Below are 14,542 nucleotides of genomic sequence, written 5' to 3'. Positions count from 1 at the left end.
TATGCGGTTCATGCATAGCTGTGCCAGTTATTTCATTTCTTTACCCAAGTTTTATTTGATAACTTTTACCTCAACAAAGGAGTTATCATGAGTAAGATGTTAGGTATATTAGGCGGAATGGGGCCAATGGCAACTGTTGATTTCGTAAAACGTGTTGTGGAGAAAAGTCCTGCTCGTTCTGATCAAGAACATATACCCATGATAATTTCGAATAACCCAATTATTCCAGACCGAACCAAATGCATCATGGAAAACGGGGAAGATCCGTTGAACACTATGCTAAATAACCTGATGTCTTTGAAAGACTCTGGTGCAACAAAAGTGGTTATTCCATGTAACACGGCTCATTATTGGCTAAACAAACTCAACAAGACGAATGTACCGTTTATCAGCATTATCGATGCCGTTATTCAAGAAGCCAGTGACAGGAAAATGAATACCATTGGCATTCTCGCAACGACAGCAACCGTTAAGACGGGTATCTACGCTGACGCGATTTCGCAAGCTGGCATGGACTCTATTGTTCCTTCAGAAACTGAGCAGGAACAAGTGATGGAAGGCATCTATGCCGTGAAAGCTGGAGATATCGAGAAAGGAAAAGCCTTAATGGAACCTGTTTTCGATAAACTTATCGAACAAGGTGCTGACGGTGTGATACTGGGATGTACGGAGATCCCACTGGCTTTTGACAATATCGCTGAGCATAAAAAAGAAAAAGCTCTGGACTCACTCGATCTACTGGCCAACAAGTGCGTTGAGTATTACTACCACTAGCCGATATCGACCCGTTAAAACCGACGGCATAAGGTAATTTCTTAAGCAACCAAGAAAACTTATGCACTCATTGCGAAATTAAATGGGACTAAGCCAACTGCTTTCTCCCATTTTGTGTGATCAAATTTCCACTTCAGAACAAAAAGAAGCAAATTTTTCTTTTTACTCTCTGAGAGAGTATTCATAAACTTCGAATTATTCTCGCCAAAGTAACCGTCTTACTCACTTTATATATAAGTATGTGGATATTTAGTCGAATTGTGACTAAATATCCTTCATTCCTGACTGTTTAGTAAAAATATTACCTTGATTCCTATCACATTTACTTTCGCCAACCTGACTTACTATCTCACGACCTCAAGAATTCTTATCAAGAATATCTACTAGAAATCATTACCCTACAAAATAATAAAAGGAACATTTCGACATGAGTGGCGAAATCATAAAACTATCCAGAAATACTGACCTGGCTCCTATTTGCCCTGAATCTACTCAGAGCGTTGCGTTTTCTCACTACAACAATATTTCAGCTCAGCTACCTATAGACCCTATAACGGGCAATCTTGTAGCAGAAAATGTTAAAGCACAGGCTACGCAGTGCCTTGAAAACATTAAAACCATCGTAGAGAGTATCGACCACGGTATGTACGATGTGGTGAGAGTGAATGTCTACCTCAAAAATATCACTGACCTTGACGCTGTGGATGAAGTTTACGCAAGCTTCTTCCAAAATTACCAGCCAACAAGAACCACACTTGCTGTTGCCGCTTTGCCACTAGATGGCGCTCTGGTTCAAATGGATGCCGTGATTTCTAACGGTGAAGGTACACACCCACAAGATCCTTGTGACCTAATCAAGCTGGTAAGAAACACCGACGCAGCGCCAATTAGCAAGCTATCAACACAAACTGTCGCGTTTTCTCACTACAACCATATCTCCGCTCAACTGCCTGTTGATCCTAAAACAGGCAATGTCGTTGTTGGTGGAGCAAGAGAGCAAGCGGCACAGTGTCTTAAAAACATTAAATCGATTATGGAAGGCGTTGACGTACCTTTCGATGACATCGTTAAAATCAACATCCATGTCAAAAACCCTGAAGATGTCGATTCGGTTAACGAGGCATATACAACATTCTTCCCTGACTCGTCGATTGCAAGAACAGTCGGTTACATGCCAGCTCGCTCTGTTGTGGTCACAGAAGGCCTACCAATGAATGCACTAGTCCAGATTGACGCGACTGTCTCTCACGGTGACGGCACACCACCACAAGCAGTGGAAGACAGACACGGCATCGTGATTCGTCCAAACAATACGGATAAAGCACCAATTAGTGCGCTTTCAACTCAGACCGTTGCTTTCTCTCACTACAATAATATTTCTGCTCAGCTACCGATTGATCCTGAGAACGGAAACATTGTGACTGTCGGTGCCAAAGAACAGGCTCAGCAGTGTCTGAACAATATTAAAGCGATTGTTGAGAGCGTGAATCACGTAATGGATGACCTTGTAAAAGTGAATATCCAGCTAAGAGATATGGCCGACCTTGAAGCCGTCAATGAAGTCTATAAAACCTTCTTCAACGGGGAACTACCTACCCGTACGGTTATCGGTGTCTCGTCCATTCCTATGGATGCATTAGTTCAAATCGATGCGATAGTTTCTAACGCAGAAGGAACACCACCAAAGGCGTAGCTGCGTGTACGCTTTAGTTAGCTGATATAAGAATTGGATGCAGTATGCTCATTAGAATCATACTGCATCATTTGCTCTTCTAGGTTAGTTGAGAACTTCGCCTCGTTAACTGACGAATACCATGTCGGATCTTCCAATGCTGTCTCTTTTTCTGAGTCTTGCTTACTGGCAACAATTTACAAAGCTCATCTTTCACAAGCGGCTTGGAGAAGTAATATCCCTGGATGATATCTGCCTCTTTTCGTTGTAAAAATGAGTACTCTTCCTTCGTTTCTACCCCTTCTGCAACAATTTCCAACCCAAGACGTTGTGCCATTGCGATAATGGCGGATACGATAGCCTGACCATCACCTTCTTTATCTATATCGCTTATAAAGCTTTTGTCTATCTTCAGCTCATCGATGGGCAGTCCCTTTAGTGCACTTAATGAGGAGTACCCTGTACCAAAATCATCTAATGAAATACGCAAACCATCCCGCTGCAACTTCATTAACTGATTTACCGTTTCATTCCCTTGCATGATACTTGATTCGGTAACTTCGATAGTTAGGTGTCTCGGGCTAAGGTTATACGTATCGAGGCAGTTCAAAACCAGCTTGTGAACATCGCCCGATGCAAACTGAACATTAGATACATTGACTGAAACTCTTGGAACATCGAACCCCAACTTCTGCCATTGAGTAATCTGAAGGCATACCCTGTTCAATATCCACTGGCCAATTTGGTTTATCAAGCCTGTTTCTTCAGCAATAGGAATAAACACATCCGGGCGAATCCATCCATCTTGCGGGTGTCTCCAACGTAGAAGAGCTTCACAACCCACCAATTTCCGTGTCTGAGAACAATACTGAGGTTGATAAGCAACCGTAAGCTGACCACCGTTGATGGCGTTCATAAGTGACTCTCCTAACTCATGAACTTTAAGTGCTTCTCTTGCCGAATCTTCAGAGAAAAAGCGGTAAGTATTTTTGCCATTTGTTTTTGCGTCATACATTGCGATATCAGCGCACTTAATGATATCTGAGGCGTTATTGATGTTTTCATTGCTCAGAGCAATCCCGATACTTGCCCCGATACGAATTTTCTTGTTTGCAATCGCTATTGGATCTTCAAAGGAGCTTAATATCCGTTCCACGACAGGTATGACATTGCTCCGCTCCCGAACCCCATACAAAATAACCGTAAACTCATCACCTCCCAGGCGTGCAACGTTGTAGTCTAAACGTTCATCTTCATTCACATAACTAATGACATCTGCTTTGCGTAAGGTGTATCTGAGTCTTCTGGCGACGGTTACCAGAACTTCGTCTCCGATCTCATGTCCTTCCGTATCATTGACATGTTTAAACCCATCCAGATCCATGAATAGCAGAGCGATATCAGAATTCGATTTGCTACTATTAAACTTCCGTTCAAGCTCTTCTGTTAGATATAAACGGTTTGGAAGTTGAGTAAGACTATCTACGTAGGCGATGTCTCTCATCTTTTGCTGTTGCCTTATCAGTCCCTCTCCCATCTCTTTTATAGAACGGGCAAGTGAACATAACTCGTCAGCAACATTTCTGCGGAAACTCCAGTTTCGATTGCCACTACCCATATTTTGGGCCGCCAATTGTAACTCCAAAATAGGAGCAACCAGCTTTTTGTGTAAATACCAGTAAAGAAATAAGCCACAAGCAAGTAATACCAAAATATCACTCACTATCATTTGGATAGAGGTAGATATAAGTGTTTCGTTCAACTCTGACTCTGGCCAGCCAATAGTATAGTAAAGGTTACTGACAAGGTGCGTATGTCCAACGACATACTCATTGTCACCATGTCTAATACCTTTATGCAGCAGCTCATGATCGGTTTCCATTGCATATTTGAGTGATGACTGGACAGTATTGGAATCAATATTCTCTCCTTTCGAAACAATCGGGTTACCCCACTCATCATGCAGCGCTGTAAAGCCAGTGTTTCCCAGTTGATTATCATGGATAAAGGTATGAATAAAATTTAGTACCACCTTGATAACTAAGTAACCTTTAAGAATATCGGGCGATTTCTCAACCTGTTCTACCGTAAGGTCCTGCTGGTACAACTTTCTTATCGATACCAATACCCACTCACCTATATCAGGGTTTTCTGTTGCTAATATCTCGTGTTCATTGGGAGAGCCGGCAATCAATTTATAGTACTCAGATTCTGGTGTTTGAGAGGGCTTATCGAGAGAGTCCGCTTTACGTAGTGAAACTTCGTCAAAACCTTCGGGTGTAAGCAATGATACCTCGACGTACTCAGGATGAATCCGCCGGAAAGAAGCAAACTCCTTTATCAAAGTTTTATGCATGACATAAGCTCTTATCCCTGCATCTTCAGTTCTAAGATACCTATTCAACACAACGTTCTCGGAAAGCATCGCACTATCGGCTTTAATGCTGTTAATTTTTACTGAAAATGCAGATCGAGTTTGTGAAACCGAGTCCTGTATATAGTCTTCGACTTTGTTACTAATAAATTCTTGATAAAACCAAATTGAAGGCACGGTCAACACGATCATTTGAATCAAAATGATTGGAATAATACTTAATGTAATTTGCGTTCTTACTTTCATAGGCATTACTTACCCAACCTAAAGAAGAGGTACTACTTGCTCTTCAGGTGAATCAACTCATTTAGTATGGAACTGTGTTTTCGTATCGTGCTTGGAGCAAGCGGCTCACCAAGTTCTGACTTCTCAAGACGTTGTATATCAGGATATATCAGAGAATTTTGCAGAAACTCTGAAGGCAATAACTTTTCAGCTGCTCGGTTTGGGCTTGCACCATAAACATACATAGCATTTGTTGCCGCTTGTTCAGGGTCGTTAATGAAGTCGACAAACTTATGAGCGAGGTCTGGATTTTTTGCTCCTGTCGATAAACAGATCAAATCAGCCCAAATAGCCCCTCCTTCTTTTGGCAACACATACTCAATTAATGGTTGTTCCTCCTTCAGCATCAAAGCGTCCCCGTTATAGGTGACCAGCGCATTAACTTCTCCGGTAACTAGCTTCGATTTACTAGTATCGACAACAACATGAGAATAGTTAGTAACCATAGGGGCTTGTTTCAACAACACCTGACGAGCTTGTTCAAGTTGGGCTGCATCGTTACTGTTCATTGAATAACCCAGGTATTTCAACGCTACCCCGACAACCTCATTCGCTACCGTTGGCATCAAGATCTTACCCTGGAGATCCGGCGATGGTTCAAACAACTGCTTCCAACTGTTGATAGGTTCCTTTAACTTGTCCTTACGGTATGCGATACCAGTGGTTCCCCAAAAGTATGGACTGCATACTCGTTCTCTTTCCGACAAACCTGCAATGCGTGGTAATGCCACATGTCTCAGGTTAGGCGCTTTGGCGATATCGAACTCCTTTACCCAACCTAACTTCTTATAAAAAGGAGCGGCAACAGAATCGACCATCATCAAATCGTAACCAGTAGGGCCATAGGTCGTAAGTATTTCCTCTCGACCATCATCTGATTCGAAGTAAACAAAGTTAACCTTAGCGTTATGCTCCATTTCAAATTGAGCTACCACATTCTGATCAATGTAGTCTCCCCAGGTCAGGAATGTGAGTTGCGAAGTTGTACTCGCAAAGCTGTAACTGGAAATGAGCATCATGGCGAAAACGAGCGTGTGCAAACCACTGGTACTTCGGGTTCTCGAAACCATAGAATCCATTCTATTGTTCATATTTATTCCGGTACGTGTTTTTTGTTAAATATATGTAACAGAAATTTCCCTATACATTCAGCGTAGGCCAGATAAACGCTAATCACCAAAATATTTTCATCGCATCGCTCATTATCTCAGCCCAATAACACCAGTGTTTACAGGGTTATTTTTATATTCATCAAGCTACACAAAGAGATACAGGTTTCATACGAACGAAATGATTACAAAGCTTGAATCAAAATTGGATTACCCGCTTTTTTTGCTTATGCCGTTTACTTAGGTGAAGTAGTCGCTCCGATCCTCGTTGCTCTCGGTATTTATACGCGCATGGCATCTACATTCCTGATAGGTACTTGTGTTGTAGTAATGTGGCTAATGTTCCCGGACACACTGTTTACCCTCAACAAGTTCGGGGCATGGGCCGCAGAAGGTATAGGTACATACCTTTTCGCTTCCATTGCAATCTTGTTGTTGGGCCCGGGTAAGTACGCACTGCGCCCAGAAAGGTAATAAGGGACATTGAATCCCTAAATAAAAAAACGATGAAACCCACACGAGTCAGAGTATCTAAACGTCTCTGACTCGTGTCCAGAGGTCACATCCTTATTCCACCATCCACTTCAAGCACCCTTCCGGTCACAAATTCATTCTCTAATGCGTATTTTACAGTAGATGCGATCTCTTCAGCAGTGCCCAGACGGCCAACAGGGATCATACCAACCAAACGTTTCATCGCTTCGGGCTTTATCTGATCGGTCATCGCAGTTTTTATAACACCGGGAGCAATAGCAACAGAGCGGATACCATATCGTCCTAGCTCTTTTGCCCACACTGTCGCCATTGCCGCGACAGCTGCTTTCGAAGCTGAATAGTTTGTTTGCCCTATATTTCCTGCACGAGCGACACTGGAAATATTGATAATCACACCTTCACTCTTGGTGTTTATCATTGTTTTGGCCGCTTCCCGGCCGCAGAGAAAAGTGCCAGTTACATTGATATTTATCACCGACTGAAACTGCTCCAGAGACATACTGCTGATCTCGTCGTCCCTGACCTTCATTAACATTCCATCACGCATGATGCCTGCGTTATTAACGACACCATTGAGCCCGTTAAACTCAGCACCAATCTGTTCGAAGGCTGCACAGACCTGCTGCTCATTAGTTACGTCAGCAACATAGCTCCGAACAGTAACCCCCTTTGTCTCGCATTGGCTCTTAATCTCATCAAGTTGATCTTGATTGAGATCGATCAGTGCTAAATTCACACCACTTTCTGCCAGGGAGAGGGCCATTTGTTTCCCTAACCCCTGAGCGGCTCCTGTAATCGCTATTACCTTATTCACTAACTCCATAAGTACGTCCTATGCCTGTTTCTGGTAGAACTCAAACAGGCTAGAAAAGTCTTTCTGTCCGTTGCCCTGACCATTATGAAAATTAAACAGATTACGAGCCAGGTTACCCATCGGAGTTGAACTTTGGCTAGCAACAGCGGCTTCCATTGCAATGCCTAAATCTTTCGCCATGAGCTGACTCATAAACCCACCCTGGTAACCATTACTCGACGGCACATTGTCCATAACACCAGGACATGGATTGTAGAGTTCTAACGCCCAGTTTCTGCCTGAGCTCTGAAGCATAATGTCCGACAGAACTTTCGGGTCTAGGCCGTTTTCGATCCCCAGATTCAACGCCTCACAAGTACCTGTCATCAGTATACCCAGCATCAGGTTGTTACAGATTTTGGCCACTTGCCCCGCGCCTACATCACCGGCGCAGAAAATATTCTTGCCCATATGGCTAAGCACTTCCTTCGCCTGCACAAAGTTTTCTTGCGTGCCACCAACAATAAAAGTGAGTGTTCCGGCCGCAGCACCTGCTGTACCGCCAGAGACCGGAGCATCAACGAAGTTAAGCCCTTTTTTCTCTGCTGCACCAGCAACTAACTTAGCTGTCGCTGGGTCAATAGTCGACGAATCTATGAGCAAGGTTCCCGGTTCTGCCACATCCAAAATCCCACCTTCTTCGAGATATACGCTTTTGACGTGCGGACTTGCGGGAAGCATGGTGATAACTACAGAGGCATTCTGAACTGCCTGTTGTACAGAATCAGCGCTGGCTGCACCTGATATCTGAAGCTCTTCTATTGCCGCCTTATTGAGGTCATAAACTTCTACATTAAGCCCGGCTTTTAACAGGTTCTTAGCCATTGGCGAGCCCATATTGCCAAGACCGATAAATGCTATTTTTTCCATATTCTGTTCATCCTTGTAACGTTATGCTGGTTCTAAATGGGGATTAGTTAGTGGGAACTCCGAAGAGTCAACTGGGGCAAAGAAGCGCTTCAATAACCTTTCAGACACTTCAGAAACATCGCTATACAACCATTTCGGGTCCATTGATTTATCTATGATGAGAGCACGAACCCCCTCTCTGAAATCCCCTTCCAAGCCACATCTCAGTGTCAGATTGTATTCAAGGTCAAAGCACTCTTTTAGAGTCATTCCCTGATAACTGGTGAGTTGTTGATAAAGGATATTGAGTGACAGCGGACTGCTGTATCTCAAAGATTTCTGCGCGCCGCTGAACCATCTATCTTCGGTTTCAACATCATCAATCGCCTGAACCATTTCAGACAGGCTACCAGTACAAAGTTCGGCGATAGACTCTTCATGTTCCATTAACCATCCAGAGCCGATATCTTGACACTCAATTGCCGCAAGTATTGAGTCTAATTTCTCAGCAATATTGCTTTCACTCTGCCAGCCAATATCCGTTAATTGATTCAATAGATTTGCTTTTTGTTCTGATGAAGCAACCCAGTGACATAAACCAAGCCCTTTCATATCAGCCGCATTGATTTGACAGGCAGTCAGACCAATAAACATTGCCAGATGCTTAGGCAGCTTGTTTAGGAAGTAGGTCGCGCCCACATCAGGATATAACCCGATCTTGGTTTCCGGCATCGCGAAACGGGTTGTATTGTCTATTACTCGATGACTGGCCCCCATAAACAATCCGACACCACCTCCCATCAGATAGCCATGTCCCCAAGCAATAATGGGTTTGGAGTAAGTATGAATAAGGTAGTCACATTGGTATTCCAGTATAAAAAATGTCTCCATCTCTTTCTGAGCGGCATCAAAATGCTGTTCCTTGTTTTCCAGCGCACGATAGATAGCTTGTATATCACCACCAGCACAGAACGCTTTCTCACCACTGGCATGAAGGAAGATTGCAACAATGCTTTCGTCTTCCCGCCACTCAATTAATTGATGATAGAGTTGCTCAATCATCCCGTAGCTCAGTGCGTTGAGTGCTTCCGGATTGTCCAGCTCCAACACACCAATAACGGAACCATCAATACACTCGATACGAGAAGAATTTACTTTTCCCGCCATAACGCCTCCTTTAACCGTTTATCCAGTTAGGCTTGCGCTTTTCAAGGAAAGCGTTCACACCTTCTGACTGGTCTTTGGTATTGAACAACTGCAAAAACAACTCACGTTCAAGTACCAAACCAGACACATGTGTCTGGCTTCTTCGGTTTTGAATCAATGTCTTACAAGCCGAAACAGAACTCGGAGACTGTTGTACCGCTTTACGAGCTAACTCTAGCGCAGCCGTTAACGCCTCTCCTGCTTCTACCACCTGTTCAACAAGGCCGATTTGCTGTCCTTTATCAGCGGTTACCCGCTCTCCGCAGAGAATCATTCGCTTTGCCCAACCTTCACCAACTAAAGCTGTCAAATTCTGGGTTCCTCCTGCGCACGGAAGTAAACCAACAGAGGCTTCCGGAAGCGCCATTTGAACCTGTGATTCTGCGATACGTAAATCACATGCCAAGGCAACTTCCAGTCCGCCACCCATGGCGTAGCCGTTGATGGCTGCTATCGAAACACCATCGAAATCTGACAAGGTTTCAAACGCCTCACCGAACGCCAAAGCCATGTCAGCCGCCATGGCTTTATCTCCTGAAGCAAAGGTTTTTAAATCCGCCCCTGCTGAGAAAAACTTATCACCTTCTCCGGTAAGCACCAGCGCATACACAGCTTTATTTTGATTCAACTCCTCAACCAAATTTTTCAGTTCAGATAATGAATCCAGCGTCCATGTATTCGCCGGAGGGTTGCGGATTGTCAGTGTTGCTATGTGTGAATCAATCTCAACTTTAATGTTCTCTGTCATGACTTTTATCCTTTATAGAGTTCCTTCTCAGACGATGGCTATAACAGCTCAACACCCTCGGCAAGTAAGCGCCTTGAGATAATCAACCTCATGATTTCATTGGTGCCTTCAAGAATCTGATGTACTCGGACATCTCTGAAATGGCGCTCAACTGGGTACTCTTTTATGTATCCGTAACCGCCATGAATTTGCAGCGCTTGATCGCAGACTTTAAAACCGACGTCTGTTGCAAAACGTTTTGCCATAGCGCAATACGCACTTTTTTCAGAGTGCTGAGAATCCAGTTTAAATGCTGCCAAACGCACCATTTGTCTTGCCGCTACTAGCTCTGTCGCCATATCTGCCAATTTGAACTGAAGCGCCTGAAACTGAGCCAATGTCCGTCCAAACTGCTTACGTTCAGTCATGTACTGCTTTGCTTCATTTAATGCTTGCTGCGCGGTCCCGATAGAACAGGTCGCGATATTAATTCGGCCACCATCTAATCCAAGCATGGCGAACTTGAATCCCTCGCCTTCTTCACCCAAAAGGTATTGAGCCGGAATACGTACGTTCGTGAAGGTAATCATTCGGGTCGGCTGACAGTTCCAACCCATCTTAGGTTCTTTTTTCCCATAGCTAATGCCTTCGCTATCGGCCGGAACAATAAATGCCGAAACTCCACCAGCGCCTTCACCAACAGAGCGAGCCATGACCACCAACACATCGGTGTCCCCTGCACCCGAGATAAAGACTTTGGCACCGTTTAGTACAAAATCATCCCCATCGCGTACTGCACTGGTTGTCAGTGATGCAGCGTCAGATCCCGCATTGGGTTCAGTCAAACAATAGGATGCGAGTTTTTCTCCGGAAACCAAATCTGCGGCAAACTGGTCCGCAACATCAGGTTTGGCAAAACTGGTGATCATCCAGGTAGCCATATTGTGAATCGTCATAAAAGCTGTGGTAGCAGTACACCCCATCGAGAGTTGTTCAAATATGATGGCGGCATCCAGTCGAGACAAACCTAGTCCACCAAGTTCCGGGGGAGTATAGATGCTCAAAAAGCCAAGCTCCCCAGCCTGGCGAATCACATCTTTGGGAAAGATATGCTTCTCATCCCACTCTGCTGCGTGAGGAGCCAGCATCTGATCCGAAAACTGCTTAGCAGCATCCGCAAAAGCGAGTTGGTCTTCGTTCAGTTCAAAGTCCATATTAAGTTCCTAAGTCCTGTTCGATTTCAAATTGATTGAGGCCAGGCTCCAACAACCTCCTGGCAATATCCTTAATTCACTGTTACTTAAGTTGAATGGTCATATTTGGACCGCTTGGAATGTCATCTTCAAACCAACGCGCTGTGACGGTTTTGGTTTCTGTATAGAAGCGAACCGCCTGCTTACCATAGGCGTGCAGATCCCCATGGAAACTTCCTTTCCAGCCAGTGAAAGAGAAGAACGGTAATGGCACTGGAATGGGCACATTGATGCCAACATTACCCACTTCAATGTTGTGTTGATATTTTCTTGCTGCCGCACCACTCGCGGTAAAGATAGAGGTTCCGTTGCCAAATCGATTTGCGTTGATAAGCTCGATTGCTTCATCAAGGTCTTCTACTTCCATCGCCAGCAAAACAGGACCAAAAATCTCCTCTTTGTAAATCGACATATCACTCGTGACGTTGGTAAACAGTGTTGGGCCAACCCAATTTCCATCAGGGAATCCGTCTACCTGGCAATCCGAACCATCCAGCACACAGTTTGCGCCAGCTGCTTTACCTTCTTCGATTAGGTTAACCACACGTTCTTTTGCCTGAGGGCTGATAAGAGGGCCATAACCCGCTCGCTCATCATCCCACGCACCTGGGTGAATCTGAGAAAGGGCTTCTTTCAGTTCTGGGATCCACTCTTTGGTTTCACCAACAAACAGAGCCACAGAAATCGCCATACAGCGCTGACCCGCTGCACCCACCGACGCGCCGACCAGATTATTGATGACCTGCTGCTTATTGGCATCCGGCATAATCACCATATGGTTTTTCGCACCGGTAAAAGACTGAACGCGTTTGAGGTTATCGGTACCGGTTTTATAGATGTATTCACCTACATTGGCAGAACCGACAAATGAGATAGTTCGAATTACCGGGTCAGTAAGGATTCGGTCTACCTGCTCTTTAGTACCATGAACAATCTGTAAAACCCCTTTTGGAGCACCAGCCTTTTCAAAAAGCTCAGCCAGTTTCATTGCCGTCAGCGGAACTTGCTCAGACGGTTTAAGAACGAACGTGTTGCCACAAGCGATCGCCATGGGGAACATCCAGAGCGGTATCATCGCCGGAAAGTTGAAAGGGGTAATGCCCGCACACACACCTAACGGCTGCGTATATGAGTAACCATCGATATTGGTTGCAACGTTTTCAACAGTTTCCCCCATCAGGGCGTTACAAATGTTAGCCGCTTGCTCTACCACTTCGATACCACGCCAGACATCGCCTTTTGCGTCCGCCAGCGTTTTTCCGGTTTCACTGGAAAGCAGGACAGCAATGTCGTCATGTTGCTCTTTTAACAGGTGCTGATAACGAAGCATCAATCGAGCACGTTCTGGTGCGGCGACTTCCTTCCACTTTTTAAATGTGTCAGAAGCACTGCTGATTGCAGCAGCCATCTCTGATTCCGTCGCACAAGGTACTTGCGCAATCACTTCATTGGTTGCAGGGTTGGTTACGTCTAGCCACTTCTTTGAATCAGATGTTGAAAACTCACCACCTATATATTGTTTTACTTGTTCTGTCATGATGACATCCTTGTATTGTCAGATTAGTTTTTGTCTGAATTACTGAGTTAGTTAGCAGATTTCGATTGCGATGGCGGTGGCTTCTCCCCCGCCAATACACAATGATGCGATCCCGCGTTTACCACCGGACTGCTTTAATGCGTGAATCAATGAAACCAGTATTCGGTTACCGCTGGCTCCGATTGGGTGCCCGAGCGCACATGCGCCTCCACGAGGGTTAACCTTGTTTTCATCCAGTTCTAATGTTCGAACTGCGTATTGTGTAACTACCGCAAAGGCTTCGTTGATTTCCCATAGATCAACTTCAGATTTGTCCCAACCCGTTTTTTCCAGTAAATCTTCAATGGCGTATTTAGGAGCAATGGTGAATTCTTGTGGTTTTCTGGAATGGGTCGTATGCCCGACAATTTTCGCCAAAGGTTCCAGGTTTTCTTTTTTGGCGAACTCGCTGTCTGCTAACAATATGGCGGATGCACCGTCTGATATAGAACTGGAGTTAGCAGCCGTCACGCCACCGTCTTTAGAAAAAGCCGGACGTAATGTAGGAATTTTGTCGATATCCAGCTTGCCCGGCTGCTCATCATCGAAAATGGTCTTTTCTTCGCGTCTGCTTTTTATAGAAACAGGCACTATTTCCTCTTTGAACAGCCCTTGTTTTATTGCGTTCTGTGCCCGGCTTACAGATTGCTGAGCCCATCTATCCATACTCTCCCGGCTGAACTCATGCTTCTGAGCAGTTTGCTCAGCGTAAACACCCATGAGTTCTCCTTCATAAGCATCCTGCAAGCCGTCAAAGAACATATGATCGAGCGCCTGCTCATGACCTAATCGGAAACCGCTACGTGCCTTTTTAAGCAAGTAAGGTGCAGACGACATGTTTTCCATACCACCAGCAATAACTGCTCTAGCGCTTCCCGCCTGAATCAAGTCGTGCCCTAGCATCACAGTCTTCATTCCCGAACCACAAACTTTGTTCAAAGTCGTACAACTAATTGATAATGGCATTTCAGATTTAATGCAGGCTTGACGTGCAGGTGCCTGTCCGACACCCGCTGTCAGTACACACCCCATCAGCACTTCATCGATTTTGTCAGCAGCCAACTGACTTTCTGAAAGCACTCCTTTGATCGCTTGCGCCCCAAGCAGGGTGGCGTCTGTAGACGAAAACACACCTTGAAAAGCACCTATTGGCGTACGCTTAGCGGCAACAATCCATGTTTCATTTTTCATTTTGTTAACCTTTAGTTGACGTTTGAGTAATAACTATACTAACATTTACGTTAACGTCAAGTTTGAGGTTATTGTTTGTTTAATAATTTCTCTTTTTTTGCTTAGAGACTGTAATTTAAAGGCTTCGAAGCCGCTGAACTTGTTTACTTAAACGTTAACGAATTGTATATTCATAGTT

Annotated in this window: 12 protein-coding genes; 3 read left to right on the top strand and 9 right to left on the bottom strand. The window is 44.6% G+C overall.

Annotated elements, in window-relative coordinates; all coding sequences use genetic code 11:
• Positions 1–87 precede the first annotated feature (87 nt).
• Entirely contained in the window at positions 88–774 is a 687-nt protein-coding gene (locus SNR28_RS01830) for an aspartate/glutamate racemase family protein (protein WP_375749318.1), read from the top strand.
• Positions 775–1,201: 427 nt separating this feature from the next.
• Positions 1,202–2,467 (top strand): Rid family hydrolase, encoded by a 1,266-nt coding sequence (locus SNR28_RS01825; RefSeq protein WP_375749317.1) that lies wholly within the window; start codon positions 1,202–1,204, stop codon positions 2,465–2,467.
• 79 nt (positions 2,468–2,546) lie between these two features.
• Here the strand turns inward: SNR28_RS01825 and SNR28_RS01820 are convergent, their stop codons facing one another.
• Together SNR28_RS01820 and SNR28_RS01815 are read right to left on the bottom strand one after the other, a co-directional pair.
• Entirely contained in the window at positions 2,547–5,066 is a 2,520-nt protein-coding gene (locus tag SNR28_RS01820) for an EAL domain-containing protein (protein WP_375749316.1), read from the bottom strand.
• Between the two features lie 32 nt (positions 5,067–5,098).
• A complete protein-coding gene (locus SNR28_RS01815; protein WP_375749315.1) occupies positions 5,099–6,196 on the bottom strand; it encodes a spermidine/putrescine ABC transporter substrate-binding protein in 1,098 nt (365 codons plus the stop codon).
• A gap of 216 nt (positions 6,197–6,412) precedes the next feature.
• Between SNR28_RS01815 and SNR28_RS01810 the strand changes: the two genes are divergently transcribed.
• Entirely contained in the window at positions 6,413–6,688 is a 276-nt protein-coding gene (locus SNR28_RS01810) for a DoxX family protein (RefSeq protein ID WP_375749938.1), read from the top strand.
• Positions 6,689–6,773: 85 nt separating this feature from the next.
• Here SNR28_RS01810 and SNR28_RS01805 read toward each other — a convergent pair whose 3' ends face one another.
• From SNR28_RS01805 to SNR28_RS01775, 7 genes are all read right to left on the bottom strand, one after another.
• Positions 6,774–7,532 carry an SDR family oxidoreductase gene (locus SNR28_RS01805; protein WP_375749314.1) on the bottom strand — a complete coding sequence of 253 codons (759 nt, stop codon included), beginning with the start codon at positions 7,530–7,532 and terminating at the stop codon, positions 6,774–6,776.
• A gap of 9 nt (positions 7,533–7,541) precedes the next feature.
• The gene (gene mmsB / locus SNR28_RS01800) at positions 7,542–8,432 is read right to left on the bottom strand and encodes a 3-hydroxyisobutyrate dehydrogenase (protein WP_375749313.1); all 891 of its coding nucleotides are present in this window, start codon (positions 8,430–8,432) and stop codon (positions 7,542–7,544) included.
• A gap of 21 nt (positions 8,433–8,453) precedes the next feature.
• The gene (locus SNR28_RS01795) at positions 8,454–9,578 is read right to left on the bottom strand and encodes an enoyl-CoA hydratase/isomerase family protein (RefSeq protein WP_375749312.1); all 1,125 of its coding nucleotides are present in this window, start codon (positions 9,576–9,578) and stop codon (positions 8,454–8,456) included.
• Between the two features lie 10 nt (positions 9,579–9,588).
• Positions 9,589–10,365, bottom strand: coding sequence for an enoyl-CoA hydratase (locus tag SNR28_RS01790; RefSeq protein WP_375749311.1), 777 nt, complete (start codon positions 10,363–10,365; stop codon positions 9,589–9,591).
• 38 nt (positions 10,366–10,403) lie between these two features.
• Complete coding sequence (locus tag SNR28_RS01785) at positions 10,404–11,558, bottom strand: acyl-CoA dehydrogenase family protein (RefSeq protein ID WP_375749310.1); 1,155 nt, start codon at positions 11,556–11,558, stop codon at positions 10,404–10,406.
• 82 nt (positions 11,559–11,640) lie between these two features.
• Positions 11,641–13,134, bottom strand: coding sequence for a CoA-acylating methylmalonate-semialdehyde dehydrogenase (locus tag SNR28_RS01780; protein WP_375749309.1), 1,494 nt, complete (start codon positions 13,132–13,134; stop codon positions 11,641–11,643).
• Between the two features lie 51 nt (positions 13,135–13,185).
• Positions 13,186–14,364 (bottom strand): thiolase family protein, encoded by a 1,179-nt coding sequence (locus SNR28_RS01775; RefSeq protein ID WP_375749308.1) that lies wholly within the window; start codon positions 14,362–14,364, stop codon positions 13,186–13,188.
• Positions 14,365–14,542 lie beyond the last annotated feature (178 nt).

The sequence above is a fragment of the Vibrio iocasae genome (genome assembly GCF_042245395.1).
Lineage (GTDB): Bacteria > Pseudomonadota > Gammaproteobacteria > Enterobacterales > Vibrionaceae > Vibrio > Vibrio iocasae.
Note: the sequence above shows the minus strand (reverse complement) of the source record. Positions and strands in the feature narration are given on the sequence as shown.

Excerpts from the sequence above, each read along its gene's own strand:
- SNR28_RS01830 (WP_375749318.1), top strand. The coding sequence starts at position 88 with ATGAGTAAGATGTTAGGTATATTAGGCGGAATGGGGCCAATGGCAACT.
- SNR28_RS01825 (WP_375749317.1), top strand. The coding sequence starts at position 1,202 with ATGAGTGGCGAAATCATAAAACTATCCAGAAATACTGACCTGGCTCCT.
- SNR28_RS01820 (WP_375749316.1), bottom strand. The coding sequence starts at position 5,066 with ATGAAAGTAAGAACGCAAATTACATTAAGTATTATTCCAATCATTTTG.
- SNR28_RS01815 (WP_375749315.1), bottom strand. The coding sequence starts at position 6,196 with ATGAACAATAGAATGGATTCTATGGTTTCGAGAACCCGAAGTACCAGT.
- SNR28_RS01805 (WP_375749314.1), bottom strand. The coding sequence starts at position 7,532 with ATGGAGTTAGTGAATAAGGTAATAGCGATTACAGGAGCCGCTCAGGGG.
- mmsB (WP_375749313.1), bottom strand. The coding sequence starts at position 8,432 with ATGGAAAAAATAGCATTTATCGGTCTTGGCAATATGGGCTCGCCAATG.
- SNR28_RS01795 (WP_375749312.1), bottom strand. The coding sequence starts at position 9,578 with ATGGCGGGAAAAGTAAATTCTTCTCGTATCGAGTGTATTGATGGTTCC.
- SNR28_RS01790 (WP_375749311.1), bottom strand. The coding sequence starts at position 10,365 with ATGACAGAGAACATTAAAGTTGAGATTGATTCACACATAGCAACACTG.
- SNR28_RS01785 (WP_375749310.1), bottom strand. The coding sequence starts at position 11,558 with ATGGACTTTGAACTGAACGAAGACCAACTCGCTTTTGCGGATGCTGCT.
- SNR28_RS01780 (WP_375749309.1), bottom strand. The coding sequence starts at position 13,134 with ATGACAGAACAAGTAAAACAATATATAGGTGGTGAGTTTTCAACATCT.
- SNR28_RS01775 (WP_375749308.1), bottom strand. The coding sequence starts at position 14,364 with ATGAAAAATGAAACATGGATTGTTGCCGCTAAGCGTACGCCAATAGGT.